The following is a 25114-nucleotide window of genomic DNA, read 5'->3' as shown; positions in this document are numbered from 1 at the left end:
TCGCCGCGGAACTGTCGGCAACGCCAGTCCGCCCGCCGGCCGCTACGCCAGAGCGGTCGGCTCACGCGGCGCCGCGGCGAGATCCGGCGCGCCCGCGAGCGGCACACTCGCGGTCACCCGCGTCCCGCCACCATGCCCGCGCGTCACGCGCAGCGTACCGTCCTGCTCGCGGATCGAGCGCCGCAGGGCGAGCAGACCGTGATGGTGCTCGCCGTCGCCGGCCGCAGCCGCCCCCGCCGAAGCCCGTCCGCAGCCGTCGTCCTCGACCACCAGTCGCAGCCGATCGCGGGGCGCCAGCTCCAGCCGCACGTCGACGTGACACGGCCCCGCGTGCTTCGCGGCGTTGACCAGCGCCTCGCGCGCGACCTTCACCAGCGCGTCGCTGGTGGTTCGCGGCAGCTCGCGCGCCCTCACGGCGGCGTCGTCGTCGACCACCAGAGCAGCCGCGACCGCGAACTCGTCCTCGACGCTCGACACCACGCTTGCCAACCGCGTCCCGATGTCCGCCGCCGGCGGGCTCGACAGGCGGTGGATGACGGTCCGGATCGCGGTGTCGCCGCGGATCAACAGCCCGCGCGCCCGGGCGATCCCGGTCACCGCGTCGTCGTCCAAACCCCCGCGCTGGAGGATCGCGTCGAGGCTCAGCTGCGCCGCGAACAGTATCTGCGCGACGTCGTCGTGGAGGTCGTCCGCGATCCGCTGGCGCTCCTGCATCCGCGCCAGCTCCGCACGCTGGCGCTGGTAGCGCTCGGTTGCGCGCGCGAGCGCGGCGAGGTTCGCCATCCGCGCCAGCGCGCGGCGGTCGGCGCGCGCGAACGGCTCGCCGCGCAGGCGATAGGCGGCGAGCGTCCCCATCCGCTGCCGGCCGAGGTAGACCGGCACGTAGAACGCCGCCCAGCCGGGGTCGCCGGCCTTCTCCGGGCCGATCACATAGGCGCGGATGCCGGGCTCGTCGCCGGCCTCGTCCAGCACGGTCTGCTCCAGCACGACGTCGCGCTCGCCGCGGCGAGCGAGGATCGGCGGCCCGTCGTCGGGCACGATCGCCAGCAGGCTCGCCTCCGTCACCTCGCACAGCTCCTGCAGCGCCGGCACGAGGAAGTCGTGCGCGTCGGCGCCGGAGGCGACCGCGACCGCCACGCGCGCGAGGATCCCCTCCAGCCGCTGCTGGCGGCGCAGGCGGAACAGCGTCGTCGCCAGCTCCACGACGCTCGCGATCCGCGGCGCCAGCGCCAGCGCCCGCTCGACGTCGGCGAGCGTGAAGCCATCGGGCTTGTTGGCGATGTGCAGCACCCCGACCTGGCGCAGCGGCACCGTCAGCAGGCGGTGGATGCCGAACACGTCGACGTACTCCTGGCGGATCCCGGCGTCCTCCTCGGAGGTGTTGCTGAGGTGCGGCTGGCCGGTCGTGAAGACCCGCGCGGAGTTGCTGCGCGGGTCGAAGATCGAGACCTGGTGCGACGCCGCGACCTCTCTGTCGGCGCCGAACGAGCCGGGGATCATCTGCAGCACGTTGCGCTGCGAGTCGGCGACCATGAGGCCGCTGATCGCACCGTCGAACAGCGGCGCGATCACGCCCGCGAGCGCGCTGCTGAGGTCCTCGAGGTTGTGGACGGAAAGGACCAGCTGGTCGAGCTCGCCGAGCATCTCGTCGCGCTCGGGCGCAAGCGCGCCGGTGGTCGCCGCCGGGCGCCGCCGCAGCCCGAACGCGATCGCGACCTGGACGGCGAAGTTCGCGATCAGCGCGGCGTTCTCGAACGGGTCGCCGTCGCGCTTGAGCGCGTGGATCGCACCGAGGCGCTCGCCGTCGTGCACGACCGGCGCGCTCAGCACGCCCTCGAACTCGCGCTGCAGGTACGCCTCGCCGCTGTCGCTGAGGCCGCGCTCCAGCCCGGCCAGCTCGCCCGCCGCCAGCCCTTCGGCCGCGACGACGACGGGCGGCCGCGTGCCGGGCTCGAAGACGATCACGATCGCCTCGCTGCCGAGTGTCCGCCGCGCCGCGGCGGTGAGGCCGTCGAAGCCGGCCTGCCCCTCGCCGAGGGGCGGGGAGACGAGCGTGATCATGCCTCGGGCTGGATCCCTCCGGCCTCGCCGGCCGGCGCGATGAAGCCGGTCCGGATCGCCTTCGCGATCAGCTCGGTCTTCGTGCGCGCCTCGAACTTCGCCTTCAGCTTCTGCACGTGGAAGCGGACGGTCGACTCCGAGATGAACAGCCGGCTGCCGATCTCGTTGTTGGTGAAGCCCTGCGCGGCCAGCTCGAGCACGCGCTCCTGCTGCGGCGTCGGGCGCGCGCCGTCCATCCGCGTCTCGACGAGCGCATGCAGCTGCTTGACGATCTGCGGACCGGCCGCCGCTCCCGGCTTGGTCGTGCCGTCCATCACGCGCTCCAGCGCCGCCATCAGCTCCGGCAGTCCCGCCGCCTTCGTGACGTAAGCGGTCGCGCCGGCCTCCAGCGCCCCGCGCACGGTCTCCTCGCTGAGGTACGTCGTGAGGATGATCACGGCGGTGCTGGGGAAGTCGCGCGTCAGCTCGCGCGTCAGGTCCTCCCCGCGCATGTCCGGCAGGCGCAGGTCCACGAGCGCGACGTCGGGCAGCGTCTGGCGCACCAACCGCAGCGCCGCTCTGCCCGTCGCGGCCTCGCCGACGACGTCGATCCGGGGGTCGCTGGACAACGTCGCACGGACGCCTTCACGGACGATCTCGTGATCGTCGACGATCATCACCCGCATCGCTCTCTCTCCTCCTGCTCGACTGACGTCCCGCCGTTCCTACCGAGCGGTCGGTTCGCCTGCGACCGACCATACAGCGCGGCAGCGGGCGACGCCAGTGGCGCCGCCCGAAGCCGTTCCCCTCTCACACTGCGGCGACCTGCTGCAACATGCTCGCCGCCGGCAGCGTCTCCAGCTCGTCCGTCGCCACGTCGACACCGAGCGACGCCGCGCAGGCCGGGCAGAAGTGCTCGCGCATCGTCACGCGCGGCGCCTCGAGCCGGTCGCGGACGATCATCCCGAGGTCGTCGTAGCGCTCCGCGATCGGGTGCTCCGACAGGATCGCGCCGTCGCGCCAGTTGCCGTCCACGTCGGCCAGCTTCTCGTCGCACGAGGCGCACGACCAGCTGCCGCCCGCGCGCGTCAGCGAGATGCCGACGCTCGGCGGCGCGCTGAGCGGCTTGCTCGGCCTGCCGCCGATCCGCGCGCTGCGGATCTGCTCGCGCCGCTCGCCCGTCTTCTGCTCGTCGACGTTCTGCTCGCCGTCGACGACGACGCCGTAGATCGCGTCCGCGTGCTCCGCCGTCACATAGCCGGCGCGCACGTCCTGCGCGACCAGCGCCGCCGGACGCAGCAGCGGATCGCCGAGGCCGGCGCCGCCGCCGGCCGTCGCGACGAAGACGTCGCCGACCGCGAGGTTGATGTGCGTCAGCTTCGAGCGCACTCTCTCCGCGCGGCCGTCCAGGCGCGCCATCGTCGGCTGCGTGCCGTCCTGCACCAGCGCCGGCACGTTGCTCTCGCGGACCGGGTGGAAGGTGCCGGACGAGCCGGGGTAGCCGCCGCCGACGCCGTGCGGCGGGACCTGCGCACAGGCGTTGAAGCACGGGCCGGCCATGCCGCTGCCCTCGGTGATCGCGTACGCCTGCTCCAGCGACTGGCCGCCGCGGAACTGGCCCGGACCGCCCGAGTTGGAGACGAGCCGGCGCCACAGGAACAGGACCGGGTCGGCGCCCTCGTGGTTCTCGATGTCCGGGATGCCGCCGCCGGTCGTGCAGGTGAGGCCGTAGGCGTCCTGCCCGTCGGCGATCGTCTGCGCGCCGCCGCCGGAGCCGATCGCGTTGTCCGGGTAGAAGATCACCGAGACGCCGCCGTGCTGGTTGGTGCCGAACAGCGCGTTGCCGGGGAAGCCGTCCTGGTGCTGACCGGCGATGCGGCTGCGCAGGACCGGGTCCTCGCTGAGCGCGAGCGCCTGGCAGAGCACGTCCTTGCTCAGCTTGCAGGCGCGCATGCCGACCTCGGAGTGGGCGTTGGAGACCGGCGCCGGCGGCACGCTGTTGACGATCGTGCCGGGGTCGCCGATGTCGACGCTGATCGGGCGCCAGAGCCCGCCGTTGACCGGCAGGTCGCCGTAGACGAGGACGGTCATCAGGCCCGTCATCGCCTGCCCGAACATCGGGCCGCGGGTCGAGTTGACGAACGCGTCGATCTGCGGCACGCCGGTGAAGTAGTAGCGCAGGTCGGTGCCGTCGACTTCGAGGCGGCAGCGCAGCTCCAGCAGCCGGTCGGGACCCTCGTGGCCGTCGAACTCGTTCCAGTCGACCGCCTCGTAGACGCCGTCCGGGATCTTCGCGATGCGGTCGCGCAGCACCTGCTCGGACAGGTCCTTGTTGATCTCGCAGTAGCGCTTGTGGTTCTCGAGGCCGAACTCGTCGATGATCTGGTTGAGCTTGCGCTCGCCCGTGCGGTTGGACGCGACCATCGAGCGGATGTCGTTCAGGACGGCGCCCGGGGCGCGCACGTTGGCGGCGATGTACGTCTCCCACTCGGGGTCGATCACGCCGTCTCTGATGATCTTGACCGGGGGGAAGCGCATTCCCTCCTGGTAGACGTCGTGCGCGCCCGGCGCGTAGCCGGAGATGCCGACGCCGCCGACGTCGAGCACGTGCATGTTCGCGAACGACCAGCCGAGATGCTCGTCGCCGTAGAACGTCGGCATGATGATCGAGACGTCGCCCTGATGCATCGCGCCCGCGGTGTGCGGGTCGTTGACGATCCAGCCGTCGCCGGGGCGCAGGTCGGAGCCGTCGCCGACGAGGTCGATGATCGCCTGCGTCCCGATCAGCGACGAGCCGACGTGGAACAGCACGTAGGAGGAGAACCCGAGGTGCTCGCAGTCCTTGTCCATCAGACAGGTCGAGAAGTCCTTGCTCTCGGTCACGATCGGCGACCCGGAGGTGCGCACGAGCGTGATCGCCATCTCGTCGGTGAGGTTCTGCAACGCCTTGCGGTGGACCTCCGCGGCGATGACGTCGTAGTCGGCAGTGCTGCTCATCTGTCCGCTCCTCACCGTGTCAGGACGTAGTTCATGTACTCGTCGCGCTCCGCGGTGGTTCCCGGGGGCACGTAGATCGTCGTGTCGACCGCGTCGATGATCGCCGGGCCTTCGACGCGGGCGCCGACGGTGAATCTGGCGTCGTCGATCACCGGCACGCGCTCGCGCCGGCGCTCGGCCGGCAGGAACACTTCGCGCGTTTCGCGCACGAGGTCCTCGGCGGGGCCGCCGTTGCGCTCGGCGGTGCCGAGCGCCGGGCGCTCCTGGCGACCCGTCACCGTGACGCTGTAGTTGATCAACGACGCCGGCACGCCCTTCCAGGCCGTGCCCTCGCCGTAGGTGCGCTCGTAGGTGGCGTGGAAGTCGTCGAAGATCTGCTGCGCGTCGTCTTCGGTCAGCGTCCGCGCCGGCATCGGCAGCGTCAGCTCGTACGCCTGGCCCTGGAAGCGCACGTCGGCGCTGCGCTGGACGTCGATCTGATCGCGCGGGAAGCCCTCGGACTCCATCTGCTCGATCGCCTCGGCGACCATTCTCTGCGCGATCGCGTTGACGCGCGCGACGCCCTCCGGCTTGGAGAGGTCCCAGTTGACGCCCTGGTCGTTGCGCAGGACGTAGTCCGAGGACAGCAGCCCCAGCGCGCAGAAGACGGAGCTGTTGGCGGGGATCACGATCGTGTTGATCGAGAGCCGCTCGGCGATCTGCGACGCGAACAGCGGCAGCGTGCCGCCATAGGCGAGGAACAGGAACTCGCGCGGGTCGTGGCCCTTGCCGACGCTGACCTCGCGCACGGCGTTGGCCATGTTGACGACGACGAGGTCGTGGACGGCCGCGGCGGCCTCCTCCGTCGTCCAGCCGAAGCGCTCGCCGAAGACGCTGTCCAGCGCCGTGCGCGACAGCTCCGGCTTCAGCTGCACGCGGCCGCCGAGGTAGTTGTCGGGGTCGATGAAGCCGAGCGTCACCATCGCGTCGGTGACGGTCGGCTGCTCGCCGCCGCGGTCCAGCGCCGCCGGGCCGGGGGTCGAGCCGGCGCTCTGCGGGCCGACCTGCGGCACGCCGCGCTCGGAGACCCAGCCGATCGAGCCGCCACCGGCGCCGACGGAGATCACGTCGACGATGTTGACGCCGGTCATGAACGGACCGAGCTCGAGGTTCTTGTCGATGTGGATCTCGTTGTCGACGATGATCCCGGTGTCGAAGCTGGTGCCGCCCATGTCGCCCAGCAGCACGCGCTTCTTGCCCATCCGCTTGGCCAGCTCGTTGGCACCGATCGCGCCGCCGGCCGGGCCGGAGCCGAGCAGGCCGAGCGGATACTGGCGCGCCTTGTCGAGGCTGATGCCGCCGCCGAGGCCCTGGAAGAAGGCGAGGCCGCCGTCCAGGCCGGAGGAGCGCAGTCTCTCGTTCAGCGAGGTCAGGTAGACCTCGGCGCGGTCCTGCACGAACGAGTTGAGGATCGCCGTCGTCCAGCGGCGCGTCTCGCCCTCGACCGGGAAGACGCGGTGCGACGGCGTCACGAACAGATCCGGGTAGATCTCCTTGACGGCCGCCTCGGCCGCAAGCTCGTGCTCCTCGTTGGCATGGCTCCAGAGGAAGCAGATCGCGATCGCGTCGACGCCGACCTCTTCAACGAGGTGTCTCGTCTGCGCCTTGACCTGCTCGAGGTCGAGCGGGACCAGCACTCTGCCGGCCCAGTTGACGCGCTCCTCGATCTCGGCGATCGCCTTGCGATCGACGAGGTCGGGCACGTTGACCTGGAGGTGGTCGTCGATCTCCGTCGTGCGCGGCCCGCCCGCAAGGCGGAACGCGTCTCTGAAGCCGCTCGTGATCAGCACGCCGACGCGGGAGCCGCGCAGCTGCGTGATCGCGTTCGTCACGACCGTCGTGCCGTTGATGAAGAGCTGCGTGCGCTGCAGCAGGTCCTCCATCCCCAGCTCATAGTTGGAGGCGGCCACTCCGACCGCTTCCAGCACGCCGCGACTGAAGTCGTCGTAGGTGGTGAGCGCCTTGCCGCGCTCGACACGCCCCTCGTAGACGACGGAGACGTCGGTGTGCGTGCCGCCTACGTCGACGCCGATGAAGGCGCTGCGGCCGTTGCCGTTGCCCACGCTGTTACTCATCTCTCTCCTCGACCGATGTTGCGAACATCGACTCCGCCACGTTGGTGAACCGCTCTCGCAGCAGGAACTTCTTCGGCTTGCCGCCGGCCGTGCGCGGAAGCGCATCGACGACGTGGACGACGGCCGGCTTCTTGTAGCCGGCCAATCGTTCGGTGCAGAAGACGATCAGCTCCTCCTCCTGCACGACGTGTCCGTCAGCGCTCTCGACGACGGCGCAGACGGTCTCCCCCCACTTCTCGTGCGGCACCCCGATCACGGCGACGTCCGCCACCGCCGGGTGCTCGCGCAGCACGTCCTCGATCTCGGTCGGGAAGATGTTCATCCCCCCGCTGATGATCATGTCGCCCTTGCGACCGGAGATGAAGAGGAAGCCGTCCGCGTCGAAGCGGCCCATGTCGCCGGTGTGCAGCCAGCCGTCGACGATCTGGCGCTCGGTCAGCTCCGGGTCGTCCCAGTAGCCGGCCGTGACCGACGGGGCGCGCACGAGGATCTCGCCGTCCTTGCCCTGCGGGACCTCGAGTCCCTCCGGGTCGGCCAGTCTGATCTGCACGTGCTGGGACGGCTTGCCGGCCGAGCCGGGCTTCGCGCGCGCGTCCTGGGGGCGCACGAAGGTGACCGAGCCGCCGCCCTCGGTGAGGCCGTAGACCTGGATGAAGTCGGCCGACGGAAACGCCGTCTGGGCGCGCTCGGTCGTCGCGACGGAGACCGGCTGGCCGCCGCACATGATCATTCTCAGGGCGCTGAAGTCGTAGTCGCCGAGCGTCGGCAGGCGCAGGATCTCGTACAGCATCGTCGGCACCCACAGCACGTGCGAGATCCTCTGCTCGGCGACGTAGCGGACGACCTCCTGCGCGTCGAAGCCGCTGGAGCGCTTCACGTGCACGGTGCCGCCTTGGTGCAGGATCGGCCACGTGAAGTCGTGGCGGCCGCCGATGTAATAGAGGTCGATGATCGCGTAGGTGGAGTGCTGCGGCCCGAGCTGGTAGTCGGTCACCTGCTGCAGCGAGTTCCACATCAGCGTGCCGTTGGTCCACACGACGCCCTTCGGCTTGCCGGTGGTGCCCGATGTGAAGATGATCTCGTGCGGGTCGTCGAGCAGGCCCTGGCGCGGCGGGCGCTCCGCCGAGGAGGAGCCGCACAGCTCGTCGTAGGAGAGGTCGCCGGCGCTGCCGTCGAGCGTGATCACGCTGCGCAGGTCCGGCAGCTCGCCGCTGCGGCGCAGCTCCAGGATCGTGCCGAGGAAGCGCTCCTCGACGAAGATCGCGCGGGCGGCGCAGCGGCGCAGCAGGTTCGCCAGCTCGCCGGCGCGCAAGCGCCAGTTGAGCGGGACCATGATCCCGCGCGCGGCCGAGATCCCGACCTCCAGCTCGATGAACTCCAGCCGGTTGGCGCTCAGCACCGCGACGCGGTCCATCTCCTCGATGCCGAGGCCGATCAGCGCGTTGGCGACGCGGCGGGCGGCGTCGCGCAGCTCGCCGTAGGTGCGCGAGCGCTCCTCGAAGACGATCGCCGGCTTGGCCAGGTCGAGGCCGTCGCGCTCCAGCAGGTACGGCAGCGCGAGGTCGTTCCAGCGCGCCGCGCGCGACAGGTCGAGCTTCACGTTCCCCGGGGCCAGTTCACCCATGCGACCCTCCCTCGTCCCAGTCAGCATGCTCAGCGAGCTTGCCAGCGGCTGCCCGTCGCGGCTACTGGCGCTAGTGCCAGTCACCTCGGTCACCTCTGCTCACCAGCCCATCAGCGCGGCGAGGTCCTGCCGCAGGCCGGGCAGCACGAAGCGGCCCCAGGCCATCCGGATGTCGGTCGTCGCGCCGCTGGCGTAGACGTTGATGCCGGTCGTCATGATCGCGAACAGCATCAGCGCGCCGAGCGCGGTGAACGTCCGCACCACTTCCGGGTCCGTCGGACGGCCGGACAGCTCGCTGTAGCGCGTGTGAAACCAGTCGCGCTCGGCGCTGCTGTTGAGCAGTCTCGATCCCGGCGTGGTGAACTTACCGGCGTGGTACTCCAGCGCCATGTAGCCGAGGTCGAAGCGCGGGTCGCCGACCGAGCACAGCTCCCAGTCGAGGATGCCGCTGATGCGACCGCCGTCGATCAGGCAGTTGCCGATCCGGTAGTCGCCGTGCACGAGGCAGGGCGCGACGGGGTCGGGCTCGCGCTCGCGCAGCCACGCGTACGCCTCCTCGACGACCGGGTCGCGCACGAGCCGCATCTGCTGGTAGACGCCCTCCCAGCGGTCGATCGTCCGCTGGAACGTGCGCGGCGTCGCGGCGGTCGCGGCGCGCTCGCCGCCGATCGCATGGATCCCGGCGAGGTGGGCGGCGAGGTCGTTGGCGATCCCTCTCGCGCCTGCCCAGTCCTGCTCCAGCTCGACGCGGTCGCGTCTGCGCCAGACGTTGACGGCGTGGCCGCTGAGGCGGTCCATCACGAAGAACGGGCCGGTGAAGGGCGTCTCCTCGGAGGGCTCGAAGCCGCGTGGGGCGGGCGTCGGCAGCGGCTCGGGCACGAGCAGCTCGAAGACGCGGAACTCCTCGCCGAGGTCGGTGTCCAGCAGCGAGCCCTGCGGCCGCACGCGGACGATGTAGGCCTCTTCGCCCGTCTCGTTCGCGGCGGTCGCCCGGTCCGGGTGCGTCACCCGCGCGGCGTAGGAGTGCCGCGACCAGCCGCCCTCCAGCTGCTCCAGGTAGGTGATCCGGCTGCTGTCGTCCGCGTCGCCGGCCGCGCGCATGGTCGCCAGCACGGCGTCGGCCTTCGCCGCGTCGATGCTGGCGCTCTCCTCCGTCTCCATCGCCATTGGGACGACGGTACCGCCCGCCGGGCGCCCGGCCCATTGGCGAAAGCGCTAGCTGGCGGGTTGCGGCGCTCCCTCCGCGGCGGCCTGCAGCGTGGCGACGTCGAGCTTTCTCATCTCCATCATCGCGGCCATCGCGCGCTGGGCCCGTGTCGGATCGGCGTCGGCGAACAGCTCCGCCATCCCGGTCGGGACGACCTGCCAGGAGAGCCCATAGCGGTCCTTGCACCAGCCGCACTGGCTCTCCTGCCCGCCGCCGGAGGTCAGCTCGTCCCAGAAGTAGTCGATCTCGGCCTGGTCCTCGCAGTCGATCTCGAACGAGACCGCTTCGTCGAATCTGAAGTGCGGACCCCCGTTTATCGCGGTGAAGCGCACGCCGCGCAGCTCGAACTCGACCGTCAGGATCGTGCCGGCCGGCCGCATCGAACCCTCGGTGTAGTGCGTCACGTTGACGATGCGCCCTTCTCTGAAGACGGAGACGTAGTACTCCGCGGCTTCCTTCGCCTCGTTGTCGAACCACAGGTTGGGGATGATCTTCTGGGGCACGGTGGCGTCCTTTCGGTCGGGCTGTGGAGTGAAGACCGGCCGCACGTTCGGAACTCATCGCAGGCCTCGGGTCCGACGACGCGATGAGGGTAGGGTGCGGCGCCATGTTCTCCGCGACCGCGACGCGCCCGCCGGAGCCCGGCACCGCCGCGGTCGACCTGTTCTGGCTCCCGCTCGGCGCCGGCGGGTGGTTCGTGCGGCGCAACGGCCGCGCCTACGAGGCGCTGATGGCGCGGATCGAGCACCGACCTCGCTTCGACCTGTACCACTCGGCGTTGGAGGTGCGGGTCGACGGTGAGCGGTTCGTGATCGAGATGACCCCGGTGCGGGATGACGGTGGCGATGGCCATGTACGGCGCGGCGGTGCGGGCGATGACGCGCGGCGCGGCGCCGTTGGCGGCGACCACGTTGATGGCGCCCGGCGGCGCGGCGCGGTTGCCGGCGGCGCCGTCGGCAGCCGCTGGGCCGGGCGGCTGCGGATCTTCCGCTACGAGGTCCGCCGCTGGCGCGACGGGCTCATTCCCGACGTCGGTGAGGCGGTCGACAGCCCGCGGCGGCTGTCAGCGGATCCCGTCGTCGCGCGGCGGGTGCTGGAACTGGTGCTGCAGGTCCCGACCCCCGTCTGGGGCCGCGACGAGCTGCGCGCCGGCGACATGTGGAACTCGAACTCGCTGATCGCCTGGCTGATCGAGTGCAGCGGGCTCGATGCGGCGTCGATCGAGCCGCCGGTCGGAGGCCGGGCGCCGGGGTGGGACGCGGGCGTGGTGGTCGCGGGCCGCAGCCGCGCCGCGGCACGCGTCCCGCCGCCCGATCAGCCGTGAGGAGCGGTGATCCACGGCACGCCCCCACCGCCCGGTCAGCGGCGAGGAGCGCCAATCTACTGCTGTAGAGCAGCAGTAGATTGGCGCTCCTCCCCGTGCTCGGCTGACGGCGACGCGCAGGGCTGGCGCCGCGGCGCTAGGATCGCCGCGCCTGGCCGGCCATCACCCGCGATGGCGGCCGCGAGGAGGAACCGCGTCCCCATGTCCGAGTACGCCATCGCCACGCCCCAGCTCGACGCGACCGCCGCCGGCGTCGCGGCGTTCGACGCGGGCGGCAACGCGATCGACGCCGCGCTCGCCGCGGCCGCGACGCTGTGCGTCACCTACCCCCACAACGTCGCGCTCGGCGGCGACCTGTTCGCGCTCGTGCGCACGCCGGCGGGCGAGACGACCAGCGTCAACGCGAGCGGCCCGGCGGGGCGCGCGGCGGATGCGGAGACGTTGCGGCGGCGGATTTGCGGCGGTCCGACGACAGGGTCACCGCGCGTTAGCGCCGCGGCGCCAGGTCCGAATGCGAAAGGGTCAGGGGCGCGAGAGCGCGAGGCCGGCCGGCCCGAAGCGCGCCGACGTGACGGTGCCGCGATGCCCACCTACAGCCCGGACGCGATCACGGTCCCCGGCCTCGTCGCCGGCTGGGAGGCGCTGCACGGGCTCGGCGCGACGCGGTCGTGGGCGGACACGCTCGGCGCCGCGATCGGACATGCCGCGGATGGCTTCGCGGTCGGCCGCTCGCTGGCGGCGGCGATCGACGCGGCGCGCGGCGCGCTCGACGGCGATCCCGGCCTGCGTGCGCTGTTCGTCCCGGGCGGCCGCCAGCTGGTGGAGGGCGACACGCTGCGCCAACCAGCGCTCGCGAGCACGCTGCAAACGCTTGCCGCCGAAGGTCCGCGCGCGTTCTACGAAGGAGCGCTGGCCGAGCGTCTGATCACGGGGCTGCGCCGTGCGGGCTGCTCCCTCGACACCGGGGACCTCGCCGCCTTCGGCCCCGAGCTGACTGCCCCGCTGCGCCACCGCTGCGGCGATCTCGACCTGCTCACCAGCCCGCCCAACTCGTCCGGCGTCCTACTGTTGCAGGCGCTCGCGGCGTTGTCATCGGCCGGCGTTCCCGACCCACTCGGAGCCGACGCCGCTGTCCTGGCCGAGCTGCTGCGCCTCGGCGCCCAGCAGCGTGACGACGCCCTCGGCGATCCGCGTGCTGTCTCGGTCGAGTTGGAGGCGTGGCTGGGATCGGAGCGGATCGCAAGGTTGGCGGAGGCGGCGCTGGCGCGGGTCGCGGACGGTGCAGGTGCGGCGGACGTGGCCGGGTCGGACGTGGCCGGGTCGGACGTGGCCGGGTCGGACGTGGCCGACAAGGGCGCGGCCGGCACGGGCGCGAGCGCCGCAGCCCAGACCGCTCGCGGAGAGCGGTCGCCCCATCCCGACGGCGACACGATCGCGATCGTCGCGGTCGACGGCGAAGGGCGGGCGGTGTCGTTGATCCAGAGCGTCTTCCACTCGTTCGGCGCGCGTCTGCTGGAGCCGGAGACGGGCGTGCTGATGCACAACCGCGGCTCGTTCTTCTCACTCGTCCCCGGCCACCCGAACGAGCTGGCGCCGGGCCGCCGCCCCGCCCACACGCTGATGCCGGTGATGGTCGAGAGCGACGGCGAGCTGCGCCACGTGCTCGGCACGATGGGCGGCAAGGCGCACGCCCAGATCCACGCCCAGGTGCTGCTGCGCCTGCTCGCCGGCGAGCACCCGCAGGCGGCGGTCGCCTCGCCCCGCTGGATCGTCGGCGGCGCAGACGTCGGCGACCCCGACGACACGGTCCTGATCGAGGACGACGTCACCCCCGCCGCCCGCGCGTCGTTGCAAGCGGCTGGCATGCGCCTCGTCCCCGCCGGCACCCGCAGCGAACGCTGCGGCCACGCCCAGGCGATCGCCTTCACCCCCACCGGTCTGCAGGCGGGCAGCGACCCTCGCGCCGACGGTGCCGCGGTGGTCGGCTCGCGCTAACCCGGCAGCGGCGCCGCGAGCGCGGCCTGTTCGCGGTCGGTCAGCTCGCGCAGGACGTGCTGGACCGCGGTGCGGGTCTCGTCGGCGGGGTCGCGCGGGAGGGCGGCGAGCAGGTCGGCGACCGCCTCGCCCAGCTCGACCCCGTTCGCAGCGACCGCGATCCGCTCGCGCGCCTCGCCGACGCGGGCGCGGTCGTCGCCTCTGAGCGCCGTCGTCAGCTCGGCGCGGGTCCACGCGAGCAGCTCGGTGGCGCCCGCCAGCTCCGCCGCCAGCAGACGCGTCACGCTGTAGGCCGACAGGGTCTGGCTGCGCTGGTAGTCCTCGAGCGTGCCGTTCGCGTCGGCGGCGGACCGCAGCACGCGGCCGACCCCGACGAGCAGTTGCTCGGAGCTGAGAGCGTTGAACACGCCCGTCATCTCATCGCGGACGGCGCCCGCGTGCAACTGGCGGATGCGCCAAAGGGGCTGCTCACCCCCGCGGCACGAGACCGCGCGGGGCGATCACGAGCGCCTGCAGGATCTCTTCGCCGCGCTGGTTGGTGCAGACCAGCGGGAGCGTCACGGCGGCGGCGTGGTCGAGCGGGTCGGCGGTCGCGCGGCAGGTGACGGTGTCGCCGGCGCGGACCGGTCCGCGCAACGCCACGTCGACGACGACGCCTGGCGGCAGGCGATCGTGGCCGAGCCAGCGCGCGACCGCGTCGAAGATCGTCTGCAGGCCGATCGGGCCGTGCGCCACGATCCCGCCGAACGGGCCGGTAGCGGCGTACTCGGGATCGACATGCAGCGGATTGCGGTCGCCGGACAGCTCGGCGTAGGAATCGATCGCCGCCTGGTCGATCGTGCGCGCGAGCTCGGGGAACGGCGCCCACGTCGTCATCTGCGGCTCGCTTCGTCCGGCGGCGCCAGGATCGTCCACTCGACCGTCGCGGCGAGCGCGCCGGCATGAGCGGACGAGCCGCCGCCTTCCGGCGAACGGACGCCGTCTGCCGCGCCCGTACTCGCGAGCGCGAACGTGAACGTCGTCGCGAGGCCGCGCGGTCGCTGCTCCTGCGCGGTCACGACGACCTCCGCGCTCAGCACGCACTCCGCCGGCAGCTCCACGTGCGCCGCGAAGCGCTGGCGCAGCAGGACGCCGCCGGGCGGGATCCCGTCGAGCGCGCGGCGCAGCACGCGCAGCGTCACGAGCGGCAGCACGCCTGCGCCCAAGCGCTCGCTCACCTCCGCGCTCACGCGCTCCTCGAACGGCCCGAAGCGCTGCCCGAGCGACAGCTGCTCGTAGCGCAGCTCGGACAGCAGCGGGACGCCGGCGAGGGTGTCGACGCGCTCGCTCACGGCAGCCGCGGCAGACCGGCGCGTGTGTCGCAGCTGCGGCTCACGCCGGCCGAGCGCCGATCGCGTCGCTCCCCGCGTCCAGCGCCACCGGCGCGTCGGTCGCGCAGGCGTCGATCAGCGCCAGCGCGCTCTCGCGCACGCGCTCGGGTGAGAGCGTGAACGAGGGGGTGTAGAGGATCGCGTGGTCGAGCACGCCCTCGTAGCGGCGCAGGGCGCAACGGACGTCGTCCGGCGTGCCGGCGACCGCGAGCGCGTCGACCATCGCGTCGGGGACGGCGGCGATCATCGCGTCGAGGTCGCCGCGTGCGAACGCCTCGCGGATCGTCTCGCCGACCTGTGCGAAGCCGATCGTCTCCAGCAACGGGGCGTACGTCTTCGCCGACGCGTAGAAGGCGATCTGCGCCGCGACCTCGCGCCGCGCAACCTCGGCGTCCTCGTGCACCGACGCGAACAGGAGGCTCGCCAGCTTGATCGAGGACGGATCGCGCTCGGCCCGCAGCGCGCCCTTCTCGATCGCGGGCTTCACCACGTCCTCGATGTATCTGACCGTGAAGAGCGTATGGCCGAGCAGGCCGTCGGCGACCCGTCCCGCGACCTCGACCATGCGCGGGTTGACGCCCGCGGTCCAGATCGGGATCCGCTCGCGCAGCGGCGGCAGCAGCTCGCCGGTCGGCGCGATCCTCACGCGGTAGAAGCGGCCCTCGTGCGCGACCGGGCCCTCGTGCAGCCGCCACAGCCGCCGCAGCAGCACGACCAGCTCCTCCATCCGCACCGCCGGCGCGTCGCCGTCGAGGCCGTGCCAGTCGGCGATCATCCGGCGCGTGCCGTTGCCGAGGCCGAGCACGAGCCGGCCGTCGGAGAGCTCGTCGAGGTCGCGCGCCTCCGCCGCGAGCGTCAGCGGGCTGCGCCCGACGCCGTACGCGATCGCCGTCCCAACCGTGCAGCGCGTCGTGCGGTGCGCCATCTCCGCGAGCGTGATCGTCGCGGAGCGGTTGTACAGCTCGGGCGTCCAGGCGGCGGTGAGGCCCGCCGCGTCGGCCGCGGCCGCGATCTCGCCCATCGCGCGGACCGACGTGCCCTGCGGCTCGATCCCGACCGTCAGCGGGCCGGTCATCGCGCGACCGCCACGCGCGAGCGATTGGCGCGTGACCCGTGACCGGCGCGCGTGCGCACCACCATCACCGCGCCGTGAACGTCGCCGGCCGCTTCTCGCGGAACGCGGCGAGCGCCTCGCGGAAGTCGTCGCCGCGGGTCGCGAGCGTCTGGCCGCGGTTCTCGACCTCGACCGCCTGCGACAGCGAGCCGGCGTCGACGTTCGCGTTCAACACGCGCTTGGTCAGCGTCACGCCGAACGGCGTGTTCGAGGCGATCTGCGAGGCGAGCTCGAACGACTCCTGCAGCAACGACTCGGCCGGCACGACGCGGTTGACGAGCCCGATCGTCGCCGCCTCCGCGGCGTCGACGAAGCGCCCGCTCAGCATGATCTCGGCCGCGTGCCCGAGCCCGACGACGCGCGGCAGCGACCACGAGACGCCGACGTCCCCTGCCGACAGGCCGATCTTCACGAATGCGGCGTTGAAGCGCGCGGCCGGCGAGGCGAGGCGGATGTCGGCGGCGAGCGCCAGACCCAGCCCGCCGCCGGCGGCAGCCCCGTTGACGGCCGCGATCACCGGCTGCGGCAGCTCGTGGAAGTTGACGAACGCGCCGGCCCAGTACTGCTGGCCGAGCATCATCTCGTGCGGGCTCATGTCGGGCAGGGTGACCGCGTCGTCGAGGTCGAGGCCGGCGCAGAAGCCTCTCCCCTCCCCCGTCACGACGACGACGCGCGCCTCGCGGTCTCTCAACAGGCGGCCGCAGACGTCGTGCAGCTCGTCGAACATCTCGAACGTGATCGCGTTCATCCGCTGCGGGCGCGCGAGCGTGATCAGCACGACGCCGTCGCGCGGGCGCTCGACGCGCAGCGTCGCGTAGTCGAACTCGCTCATGCCCGCTGCCCCGCGCTCGCGCCGGCACCGTTGGAGCCGGCAGCCGGCGCGCCGCCCGCGGCCGCGGCGGCGGCCGCGATCCGCGCCGGCGGACCCCAGCCGGCGTCCGGCCCGATCCCGTCGATCGGCTGGACCTTGCGCAGCTCCATCCGCGCGATCACCTGCTTGTGGACCTCGTCGGCGCCGTCGCCGATCCGCAGCATGCGGTTGTAGCGGTACATGCCCGCCAGCGGCGTGTCCTCCGAGACGCCGGCGCCGCCCCACACCTGGATCGCGCGGTCGATCACTCTCAGCGCCATGTTCGGGACCGCGACCTTCGTGATCGACAGCTCCTCGCGCGCGAGCCGGTTGCCGACCTGGTCGAGCTTCCAGGCGGCGTGGGAGGTGACGAGCCGCGCCTGGTCGATCTCGATCCGCGAGGTCGCGATGAACTCCTGCACGAACTGCTTGTCGGCGAGCGTGCCGCCGAACATCTCACGCGACTTCGCGCGCTGGCACATCAGCTCCAGCGCGCGCTCGGCGACGCCGATCAGCCGCATGCAGTGGTGGATGCGGCCGGGGCCGAGGCGGTCCTGCGAGACCTTGAAGCCGCCGCCGCGCGGGCCGAGCGTGCACAGCTCGGCGGGGACGCGGCAGTTGTCGTACTCGACCTCCCAGTGGCCGGGTCCCTCGACGTGGCCGAAGTTCGACAGCGGCCGCACGAGGTTGAAGCCGGGCGTGTCGGTCGGGACGAGGATCATCGTCGCGCGACCGTGCGCGGGCGCGTCGGGATCGGTCACCGCCATCACGATCGCGACCTGCGCGCCGAGCGCGTTGGTCGTCCACCACTTGCGGCCGTTGATGACCCACTCGTCGCCGTCGAGGGTTGCCGCGCAGGCGAGCCCGGTCGGGTCCGAGCCGGCCGTGTCGGGCTCGGTCATCGAGTAGCAGGAGCGGATCTCACCCTCCAGCAGCGGCTGCAGCCAGCGCTCGTTCTGCGCCTGCGTCGCGTGCTCGCCGAGGATCTCCATGTTGCCGGTGTCCGGCGGCTGGCAGTTGAAGGCGTACGGCGCGACCAGCGTCGCGCGGCCCATCTCCTCGCTCAGCACGCCGTACTCGGCGTTCGTCAGGCCCGGGCCGTAGCGCTCGTCGGGCAGCGCGAGGTTCCACAGGCCGGCGGCCTTCGCGCGTTCGCGCATCTCGACGATGATGGCCGGGAAGGGCGTGTCCGCGTCGACCTCGCGATCGAGCGCCGCCTCCGCCTCGCGCTCGTTCGGGTACACGTGCGCGTCCATGAAGTCGCGCACCCGTTCGAGCAGCGCCTTGCAGCGATCCGTCGGCTCGAAGTCCACGGTCGGGTCCTCCTCGGGTCGTCTCCCTCTCGGCATTGACCCTATTGGCCCCGCCGAAGCGGGGCCATTGGCAGAAGCGCTAGTGGTCGCTAGGCGGCCGCGAGGCTGACGCTGCTCTGCAGCGGGACGGTGTTGATCAGGGTGACCCCCGTGGCGGTGATGGCGACCGCTACGACGCCGACGGTGCCGGCGGAGATCGGGATCGCCAGACCGCTCGTCTGGCACGAGGAGACGATGCCGCCCGGAAGGCTGCCGGTCAGCTGCGGCGCGGCGATGCAGATCGCCCCGGGCACCGGCGTCAGGATGGTGGAGCCGGCGGGCGCGGTGAACAGCTGCGCCTGGATCGTGACCGTCGTGCCGACGAGGTTCAGCGCGGCCGTCGTGACGAACCGCCCCGTCATGTCCGTCAACGTCGCGTCGCGCGGAAAGCTCTGCGTCTGCGCCTGCACGTCCGGACCGGACAGGACCGGGCCGGACAGGGGCACGACGGGCGCCTCGCCGAGCTGGCCGGACAACGGCAGGACGCCGACGCCGCCGACGAGGCCGCCGGCGACAGTCGACGGCGCGGTGTGCCCGCCAGCGGTCAACATCGCGCCCGTCCCCGGGGCGCCCTGCGGGCCCGGGGCGCCGTCGTCGCCCGGCGCGCCCTGCGCCCCTCTCTCGCCCTGCGGTCCTCTCTCGCCCTGCGCGCCTCTCTCGCCCTGCGGCCCTCTCTCGCCCTGCGCGCCTCTCTCGCCCTGCGAGCCCGCCGGCCCGCGCTCGCCCTGTGCGCCGCGCTCGCCCGGCGAACCGGCGGGCCCCGGCGCACCGGCCGGGCCGGCATCGCCGCTCGGGCCGGCCGGCCCGACGGGACCGGGGGCGCCCGCGGGCCCCCGCGCGCCGGCGGCGCCTCTCGCGCCTCTCGCGCCGGTGAGCCCGCGCGCCCCCTCCGCGCTCCACGAGATCTTGTGCTGACCTGGCGCGCATCTGCGCGTCGCGGAGGAGAGGTTGAGCGTGCCGTACCGTGCGGTCACGCAGGCGTAGATCTGCTCAGGCGGCCGCGCGCTTGACGTGACCCGATCGGCAACCGCGTACGCGGATCCTCCCATCAACAGGAACAGCGCCACGAATGCCAGCACGTGGCGGCGGACGAGCGTCAGCAACTTCGACATGTGGGGCCCTCCAAAGGCCGTTGGCGTGACGATCGCCCCTGCGACCGCACCCGCCGTGCGAAAGAATCGCTGGCACGCTACCGCTCGCGTGACGCTGCGTCGAACTCGTGCCTCAGACGAGTCGCACGACGACCTTCCCCGTCAGCCTGCGCGACTCGATCAGCTCGTGCGCGTGGGCGATCTGCTCAGGCGGCAGGACCGTGATCTGGGGGCGCAGGCGGCCGGCGCGGACGCGCTCCTGGATCGCGTCGAAGGCGCGCTGGGGCTCGGCCGGATCCTGCTCGGCGACGCGCGCGACGACGAAGCCGGCGATCGTCTGGCCGCGCGGCATCAGTGCGCGCACGTCAAGCGTCGCGGGCGCCTGGCTGGCGGATCCGGCGACGACGTAGCGGCCGTTGAAGGCGAGCGCGCGCAGGCTCGGCGTGAAGAGCGGGCCGCCGACGCCGTCGATCACGGCGTCGGCGCCGCGACCATGCGTCAGCCCGCGCACCTGCTGCGCGAGCGTGTCCGGGTCGGAGATCAGCGTGTGGGCCGCGCCGTGGTGCTCGCGTGCGATCGCGAGCTTCTGCTCCGTCGAGGCGGTCGCGATCGTCGTCGCGCCGTGCTCGGCGGCGAGCTGCACGGCGAGACCGCCGAGGCCGCCGGCGGCGGCGTGGACCAGGACCGTCTCGCCCGCTGCAAGCCGGCCGTAGCGATGGACCGCGTACCAGGCGGTCACGCCCTGGGTGAAGATCCCGGCCGCGGTGACGTCGTCGACGCCGTCGGCGACCGTGTAGACGTGGTCGCGCGGGACGACGACCGCGTCCGCGTAGCCGCCGCCGTGCTCGGTGAAGGCGACGACGCGGGTGCCGGGGGCGAGCGGCTGCCGGCCGTGCGCGGGATCGCCGCCGGCCGCACCGCGCGAGTCCTCGCCGGCCGGCGCTTCGACCACCCGCCCCGCCACCTCGAACCCGGGCGTGAACGTGAGCGGCTGCTCGCGCCGGTACTCGCCGCGGCGCACCATCGTGTCGCCGAAGTTGACGCCGATCGCCTCGACCGCGACGAGCACGTCGTCCGGTCCCCGCGGCGGGACGGGGCCGTCGTCCCAGCGCATCACCTCGGGCGGACCGAAGCGGTCGAGCACGATCTGGCGGCGGGTCTCGATCTCCATCTGCCGCACGCTCGCAGACGCCGCCGCTGACCCACAACTGGCGCTTGTGCCAGCGGCGCCGGGCCCCGCCGGCACCTAGCGTGCCCTCCCATGACGGACGTGACGAACCTCTCAAACCGTCGCGCGGTGGAGCGCTGGGAGCGCGTCAGCGTGGGCGACCTGTTCGAGCGGCTGACGTGGAGCTACCCCGACAAGGAGGCGATCGTCGCGTGCGACGGCGCCTTCGCCGACCCGGCGCTGCAACGCGTCACCTATCGGCAGGCCGACGCGATCGCCAACAGGATCGCGAACGCCCTGCTGGCGCGCGGCCTGCAGCGCGACGACCGCGTGCTGCTGTTCTGCGAGAACTCCGTCGAGGCGTATCTGACGAAGTTCGGGATCGCGAAGGCCGGCCTCACCTGCGTGCCGATCAACCCGCTGCTGGCGCCGGACGTGATCGGCCACCTGATCGACCGCGTGCAGCCGCGCTTCGCGATCGTCGACGCCGTGCTGTGGCCGAAGGCGCAGGAGGCGTTCGCCGCGCACGGGGTGAATCCCGACGTGACGATCGAGATCGGCGGCGGGATCGTTCCCGGCGGCGTCTCGTTCCGTGAATTCATCGCCGACGCAGACACCGCCGAACCGGATGTGGAGATCCACGCCGACGACGTCTGGCAGATCATCTTCACCTCCGGGACGACCGCGCTGCCGAAGGGCGCGATGGTCTCCCACAACTACAGCTACCTCGCCGCCTACTCGTTCGCGCTGACGCTCACCCGCGGTCTGAAGTTCGAGTGCGACCTGCGGCTGTGCAGCTTCCTGCCGCTGATCTACCACATCGCCGACCAGATCTTCAGCTTCCCCGCGTTCCTCTCCGGCGGGACGCTGATCATGGGCCGCGGCTATGACCCGGCGAAGATCGCCAGCGCGGTGACGAAGGAGCGCGCGACCGCGCTCTGGAGCGGCTCTCCCGCGATGCTGACCGACCTCGTCGCGGTGCTCGAGCGCGAGCCGCTGTCCTACGACGTCAGCAGCCTCACGACCGCCGTCTACGGCTGGACGGCGGCGCCTCCCGGCCTCCTCGCGGCGCTCAAGCGCCACTGCGGCGACGACCTCGTCGTGTGCGAGATCCTCGGCCAGACGGAGGCGATCTCCTGTCACCGCTTCTGGCCCGACAAGTGGCGCGACACGTTCCTGGCGACCTCGCCGGCGCATAATTACGTCGGCGTGCCGAACCCGCTCGTGGCGGGCGACGTCGTCGACGACGAGGGCCGTTCGCTGCGCGACCGGCCGGGCGTCCCGGGCGAGGTCGTCTACCGCTCGCCGGTCGTGACGGCCGGCTACTACAAGGACGAGGCGGCGACGCAGGAGGCGTTCCGCGGCGGCTGGTTCCACTCCGGCGACGTCTGCGAGTACGACGCCGACGGGCTGCGGATCATGGTCGACCGCTCCAAGGACATCGTCAAGTCCGGCGGCGAGAACGTCTCCAGCCTGCGCGTCGAGGCGGTGCTGCACCAGCATCCGGACGTGCAGAAGGCGGCCGTGGTCGGCCTCCCGCACGAGCACTGGGGCGAGGCGGTGACGGCCTTCGTCGTCGCCGCGCCCGGCAGGGCGCCCGATCCCGACGCGCTGATCGCGTGGTCGCGCGGGACGCTCGCCGGCTTCGAGGCGCCGAAGCGGATCGTGCTGGTGCAGGAGCTGCCGGTGACCGTCGGCGGCAAGGTCCTGAAGTACAAGCTGCGCGCCGAGAACAAGGAGCTGTACGAATGAGCGACGCCCCCGCCCTGTCGGCGATCACCTACGACGAGCTGGTCGTGGGCGAGCGCAAGGGCCCGTACGCGGAGTCGGTCACGGCCGACCTCGCCGGCCGCCTCGCCGGCCCGATCGGCACGCCCGTCGCGGTCGCCGCCGCTCCCCCGGCGGTCTTCCCGGTGCTGTTCCTGCGCGCGCTGCGGCGTGCGATGGGCGGCATCCCCGCCGGCGCGATCCTGGCCAAGCAGGAGCTCGAGTTCCACGCCGTGTTGGCAGTCGACTCCGAGGCGAGCGTGACGACGTGGGTCGGCGCGAAGGAGGTCCGCCGCGAGCGCCCGTTCGTGACGATCGAGTTCGACATCCGCGACGCGGCCACCGACGAGCAGATCGTGACCGGCCGCAAGGTGATCGTCTGGCCGACCGGTCCGGGCGAGACGGCGAGCACGGAGGCAAAGGCATGAGCACGCGCGGAGAATTCACCTCGGTCACCGACACGGTGACGCAGGCGTCGATCGACGCCTACGCCGAATTGTCGGGCGACTTCAACCCGCTCCACGTCGACCCGGTCGCGGCCGCCGCCTCCGAGTTCGGCGGCATCATCGCCCACGGCCCGATCGCACTCCATTCCTTCTTCCGCTCCGCGACCGACTGGCTCGGCACCGACGCCCTGCCCCCCGGCAGCAGCGTCCAGATCACCTACCGCGCCCCCACCCGCCCCGGCGACGCGGTCGCGTGCGAGGTGACGTCGTCGGAGGACTCCGAGGACGGAACGACCACGAAGGTCGAAGCCGCCTGCGTCAAGCAGGACGGCACGACGGTCGTGACGGTGAAGGCGACGCTGCCGAAGTAGAGGTCGTCCCGCGCCGCCGATGCGGTACCGTACATCTGTACGGTACTTCGAGGAGGCGTGGAATGGCGACGAAGGCAGAACGTGTGGAAGCCCGACTGACGCCCGTCCAGCGCCGGCAGATCGAGCAGGCCGCCGCGCTCTCAGGCGAGTCGATGTCGGCTTTCATGGTGCTGGCGGCGCTCGAGCGAGCTGAGACCGTTGTCGTCGAACAGGCGACGACGGTCGTCCCGGCCGCGTACTTCGACCGGCTCGTGGCTTCGCTCGACCAGCCCGACGATGCCCCGCGCCTCGAGCGGGCAGCGAGATCCGCCAGCCGGATCAAGGCGGCGTGAGCTACCGGCTCGCACCGCTCGCCCCTGAACACGAACTCGACGACTTCCGCTGCGGTGAGCCAGCGCTCGACGAGTGGCTGCGCAAGCACGCGCGAAACGCCGCGGGCCAGGGAACGCGCACGTACGAGCTGCTGAACGAGCGGACGAACGGGACGGCCGGCTACTTTGCGATCGCACCGCACCTGCTCGGCCGCGAACAGGCACCGAGACGCATCGGCCGCGGTGCCCCAGCCCGCATCCCGGCGATCCTGCTTGCGAAGCTCGCGCTGGACGCTCGCCTTCACGGCGAGGGGCTCGGTGCGGAACTGCTCGTGCACGCGCTGCGCGTGATCGTCGGAGCGGCACGCACGGCGGGCGGACGCATCGTCGTGGTCGATGCGATCGACGAGGACGCGGCCGCCTTCTACGCGGCGCACGACTTCACGCCGACACCGAACGATCCGCTGCGGCTGGTGATGAAGCTCAGCACGGCGGCCAGCGCGCTGGGACTGCCTTGGCCGTAGGCCGTAGACCGTAGACGCGCGGGCAGCGCCTACGTCGCCGGTCTGAGCGGGTCCAGTTCGATGCCTGCGGCGTCGATGACGCCGGCGAGCATCGCGTAGAAGCCGACGAGGACGAGCAGTTCGAGCCGCTCTTCGTCGTCGTGGGTCGCGCCGAGCGCGGCCCACGTTGCGTCCGTGACAGTGCGCTCGGTCGCCAGCTCGTCGGCTGCTCGCAGGAGGGCGGCGTCGGCCGGGCTCCAAGGGTGAGCGGTGGCGGGCGAGGCGTCCGCGTCCGCTGAGGCCGTGCGCTCGACGGCCAGCGCGGCCTCGATCTCTTCCGGCGTCAGTCCAACCGCCGCGCCGATCGTGCGGTGGTGCTCGGCTTCGTAGGTGCTGCCGGTGAGCGCTGCGGTGCGCAGGACGACCAGCTCGCGGTCGCGCGCCGGCAGCTTGCCGTGGACGGCGAAGTAGCCGCCGAGGCCGTTGACGCGTCTCAACAGCCGCGGGACGTGCGCCAGCGTCGCGAAGATGTTCAGCGGCGTGCCATCCGTGCGCGGGAGCGCCTTCGCGAGGGCGGCCGCCTGGTCCGCGTCGGGGGTGGTGACGGGCGGGATGCGGGGCGTCGCGACCACGCCCCGCGGCGCGAGCGGCTCGCCCCGCGGAAGCTGCTCGCTCAAGCCAGTGTCCCGTGCACGTCCACGCGCTCGCGCAGCAGCGCCAGCTCCTCGGCGGTCGGCGCCGGCGTCGTCGGGACGTCGTCGGGGATCTGGAGGTCGAAGCCGGTCTTCTCGCGCACGTCGTCGACGCTCACGCCTTCGTGGAGGCTGCGCACGCGCATGTCGCCGTCGTCGCCGAAGTCGAACACGCCGAGCGGCGAGAGGACCATGCGGATGCCGCCGCCGGGGAGTCTCAGGCGCGTGCGCTCGCTGCGGTCGCCGAGGGCGGAGATCAGCGCGACTCGCTCGACGAACGTGCGCGGGTCGTGGCTCGGCATCACGACGTAGTAGCCGCGGCAGTGGGCGCTCATCGTCGCCAGCGCGATCGAGCCGGGGCCGCGCATCTTCCAGCCGCCGTCGCCGTCGGGGATCCCGAACAGGTTGAGGTTGCCGCGCTTGTCCAGCTGCAGGCCGCCGATGAAGAAGACGTCCGGGCGGCTCATGTCGTCGAACACGCGCCCCTGGTACATCAGCGCCTCGGCCGCGAGCGTGCGCGGGTCGAACACGAACGGGTGGACCGCCGGCGGCGGCGCGCCGTCGCCGAGGTTCTGCACGCCGAGGCCGATCAGGATCCGCGCGTCGGGATGCGTCGTCAGGTTCGCCAGCACCGCCGCCGCGCGCGCCATCGGCATGTTGGCGCCGACCATGATCGTGCGGTCCTCCGGGCGCAGGTCGCGCGCGAGCAGGATCGCGAACAGCTCGTTGGTGGAGGCGGTCGCGGCAGCAGCAGTCGTCTCGGTCATCTCGCTCATCT

The 25114-nt window shown here is 72.3% G+C and carries 24 protein-coding genes; 7 read left to right on the top strand and 17 right to left on the bottom strand.

Annotated elements, in window-relative coordinates; translation table 11 throughout:
• Positions 1-42: 42 nt before the first annotated feature.
• The 7 genes from Q7L65_RS18670 to Q7L65_RS18640 form a co-directional block, all read right to left on the bottom strand.
• Positions 43-2061, bottom strand: a complete 2019-nt coding sequence (locus Q7L65_RS18670; RefSeq protein ID WP_304723429.1) for a GAF domain-containing protein — start codon at positions 2059-2061, stop codon at positions 43-45.
• Positions 2058-2726 carry a response regulator transcription factor gene (locus tag Q7L65_RS18665; RefSeq protein ID WP_304723427.1) on the bottom strand — a complete coding sequence of 223 codons (669 nt, stop codon included), beginning with the start codon at positions 2724-2726 and terminating at the stop codon, positions 2058-2060. Before Q7L65_RS18665 ends, Q7L65_RS18670 begins: the two co-directional genes overlap by 4 nt.
• Positions 2727-2850: 124 nt before the next feature.
• The gene (locus Q7L65_RS18660) at positions 2851-5037 is read right to left on the bottom strand and encodes a hydantoinase B/oxoprolinase family protein (protein WP_304723425.1); all 2187 of its coding nucleotides are present in this window, start codon (positions 5035-5037) and stop codon (positions 2851-2853) included.
• An 11-nt stretch (positions 5038-5048) separates the two neighbouring features.
• On the bottom strand, positions 5049-7151 hold the full coding sequence (locus tag Q7L65_RS18655) for a hydantoinase/oxoprolinase family protein (protein ID WP_304723424.1): 2103 nt from the start codon (positions 7149-7151) through the stop codon (positions 5049-5051).
• A complete protein-coding gene (locus tag Q7L65_RS18650) occupies positions 7144-8775 on the bottom strand; it encodes a class I adenylate-forming enzyme family protein (RefSeq protein WP_304723422.1) in 1632 nt (543 codons plus the stop codon). Before Q7L65_RS18650 ends, Q7L65_RS18655 begins: the two co-directional genes overlap by 8 nt.
• Positions 8776-8874: 99 nt before the next feature.
• Positions 8875-9942 (bottom strand): phosphotransferase family protein, encoded by a 1068-nt coding sequence (locus Q7L65_RS18645; protein WP_304723421.1) that lies wholly within the window; start codon positions 9940-9942, stop codon positions 8875-8877.
• 48 nt (positions 9943-9990) lie between these two features.
• Positions 9991-10485: a VOC family protein gene (locus Q7L65_RS18640; RefSeq protein ID WP_304723420.1), complete on the bottom strand. Its 495-nt coding sequence runs from the start codon at positions 10483-10485 to the stop codon at positions 9991-9993.
• Positions 10486-10589: 104 nt separating this feature from the next.
• Between Q7L65_RS18640 and Q7L65_RS18635 the strand changes: the two genes are divergently transcribed.
• On the top strand, positions 10590-11306 hold the full coding sequence (locus tag Q7L65_RS18635; protein WP_304723418.1) for a hypothetical protein: 717 nt from the start codon (positions 10590-10592) through the stop codon (positions 11304-11306).
• 201 nt (positions 11307-11507) lie between these two features.
• The gene (locus tag Q7L65_RS18630) at positions 11508-13301 is read left to right on the top strand and encodes a gamma-glutamyltransferase family protein (protein WP_304723416.1); all 1794 of its coding nucleotides are present in this window, start codon (positions 11508-11510) and stop codon (positions 13299-13301) included.
• Here Q7L65_RS18630 and Q7L65_RS18625 read toward each other — a convergent pair.
• The 8 genes from Q7L65_RS18625 to Q7L65_RS18590 all read right to left on the bottom strand — a co-directional run bounded on the left by Q7L65_RS18625 (position 13298) and on the right by Q7L65_RS18590 (position 20249).
• Positions 13298-13708, bottom strand: coding sequence for a hypothetical protein (locus Q7L65_RS18625; protein ID WP_304723415.1), 411 nt, complete (start codon positions 13706-13708; stop codon positions 13298-13300). The genes Q7L65_RS18630 and Q7L65_RS18625 overlap by 4 nt on opposite strands.
• 61 nt (positions 13709-13769) lie before the next feature.
• On the bottom strand, positions 13770-14177 hold the full coding sequence (locus Q7L65_RS18620; protein WP_304723414.1) for a MaoC family dehydratase: 408 nt from the start codon (positions 14175-14177) through the stop codon (positions 13770-13772).
• Entirely contained in the window at positions 14174-14632 is a 459-nt protein-coding gene (locus Q7L65_RS18615; RefSeq protein WP_304723413.1) for a hypothetical protein, read from the bottom strand. The genes Q7L65_RS18620 and Q7L65_RS18615 overlap by 4 nt, the downstream gene beginning before the upstream one ends.
• 40 nt (positions 14633-14672) lie before the next feature.
• On the bottom strand, positions 14673-15746 hold the full coding sequence (locus tag Q7L65_RS18610) for an LLM class flavin-dependent oxidoreductase (protein ID WP_304723412.1): 1074 nt from the start codon (positions 15744-15746) through the stop codon (positions 14673-14675).
• A 64-nt stretch (positions 15747-15810) separates the two neighbouring features.
• On the bottom strand, positions 15811-16617 hold the full coding sequence (locus Q7L65_RS18605; protein WP_304723411.1) for an enoyl-CoA hydratase/isomerase family protein: 807 nt from the start codon (positions 16615-16617) through the stop codon (positions 15811-15813).
• On the bottom strand, positions 16614-17948 hold the full coding sequence (locus tag Q7L65_RS18600; RefSeq protein WP_304723410.1) for an acyl-CoA dehydrogenase family protein: 1335 nt from the start codon (positions 17946-17948) through the stop codon (positions 16614-16616). The genes Q7L65_RS18605 and Q7L65_RS18600 overlap by 4 nt, the downstream gene beginning before the upstream one ends.
• An 89-nt stretch (positions 17949-18037) precedes the next feature.
• Complete coding sequence (locus Q7L65_RS18595; protein ID WP_304723405.1) at positions 18038-19099, bottom strand: hypothetical protein; 1062 nt, start codon at positions 19097-19099, stop codon at positions 18038-18040.
• 112 nt (positions 19100-19211) lie between these two features.
• Positions 19212-20249 carry a zinc-binding dehydrogenase gene (locus Q7L65_RS18590; protein WP_304723404.1) on the bottom strand — a complete coding sequence of 346 codons (1038 nt, stop codon included), beginning with the start codon at positions 20247-20249 and terminating at the stop codon, positions 19212-19214.
• Positions 20250-20339: 90 nt separating this feature from the next.
• Between Q7L65_RS18590 and Q7L65_RS18585 the strand changes: the two genes are divergently transcribed.
• The 5 genes from Q7L65_RS18585 to Q7L65_RS18565 all read left to right on the top strand — a co-directional run bounded on the left by Q7L65_RS18585 (position 20340) and on the right by Q7L65_RS18565 (position 23665).
• Positions 20340-21998: a class I adenylate-forming enzyme family protein gene (locus Q7L65_RS18585; RefSeq protein WP_304723403.1), complete on the top strand. Its 1659-nt coding sequence runs from the start codon at positions 20340-20342 to the stop codon at positions 21996-21998.
• Positions 21995-22441 (top strand): hypothetical protein, encoded by a 447-nt coding sequence (locus Q7L65_RS18580; protein ID WP_304723402.1) that lies wholly within the window; start codon positions 21995-21997, stop codon positions 22439-22441. Before Q7L65_RS18585 ends, Q7L65_RS18580 begins: the two co-directional genes overlap by 4 nt.
• Positions 22438-22830 carry a MaoC family dehydratase gene (locus Q7L65_RS18575; protein ID WP_304723401.1) on the top strand — a complete coding sequence of 131 codons (393 nt, stop codon included), beginning with the start codon at positions 22438-22440 and terminating at the stop codon, positions 22828-22830. The genes Q7L65_RS18580 and Q7L65_RS18575 overlap by 4 nt, the downstream gene beginning before the upstream one ends.
• A 62-nt stretch (positions 22831-22892) precedes the next feature.
• On the top strand, positions 22893-23162 hold the full coding sequence (locus tag Q7L65_RS18570) for a DUF1778 domain-containing protein (RefSeq protein ID WP_304723400.1): 270 nt from the start codon (positions 22893-22895) through the stop codon (positions 23160-23162).
• Positions 23159-23665, top strand: coding sequence for a hypothetical protein (locus Q7L65_RS18565; protein WP_304723399.1), 507 nt, complete (start codon positions 23159-23161; stop codon positions 23663-23665). The genes Q7L65_RS18570 and Q7L65_RS18565 overlap by 4 nt, the downstream gene beginning before the upstream one ends.
• Positions 23666-23694: 29 nt before the next feature.
• On the opposite strand, the gene Q7L65_RS18560 is transcribed toward Q7L65_RS18565, so the two are convergent.
• Together Q7L65_RS18560 and Q7L65_RS18555 are read right to left on the bottom strand one after the other, a co-directional pair.
• Entirely contained in the window at positions 23695-24321 is a 627-nt protein-coding gene (locus Q7L65_RS18560) for a carboxymuconolactone decarboxylase family protein (RefSeq protein ID WP_304723398.1), read from the bottom strand.
• The gene (locus Q7L65_RS18555; protein ID WP_304723397.1) at positions 24318-25112 is read right to left on the bottom strand and encodes a hypothetical protein; all 795 of its coding nucleotides are present in this window, start codon (positions 25110-25112) and stop codon (positions 24318-24320) included. Before Q7L65_RS18555 ends, Q7L65_RS18560 begins: the two co-directional genes overlap by 4 nt.
• Between the last annotated feature and the right edge of the window lie 2 nt (positions 25113-25114).

The organism is Conexibacter sp. CPCC 206217 (assembly GCF_030646165.1).
Lineage (GTDB): Bacteria > Actinomycetota > Thermoleophilia > Solirubrobacterales > Solirubrobacteraceae > Conexibacter.
This window is presented reverse-complemented; position numbering and strand designations above follow the sequence as displayed.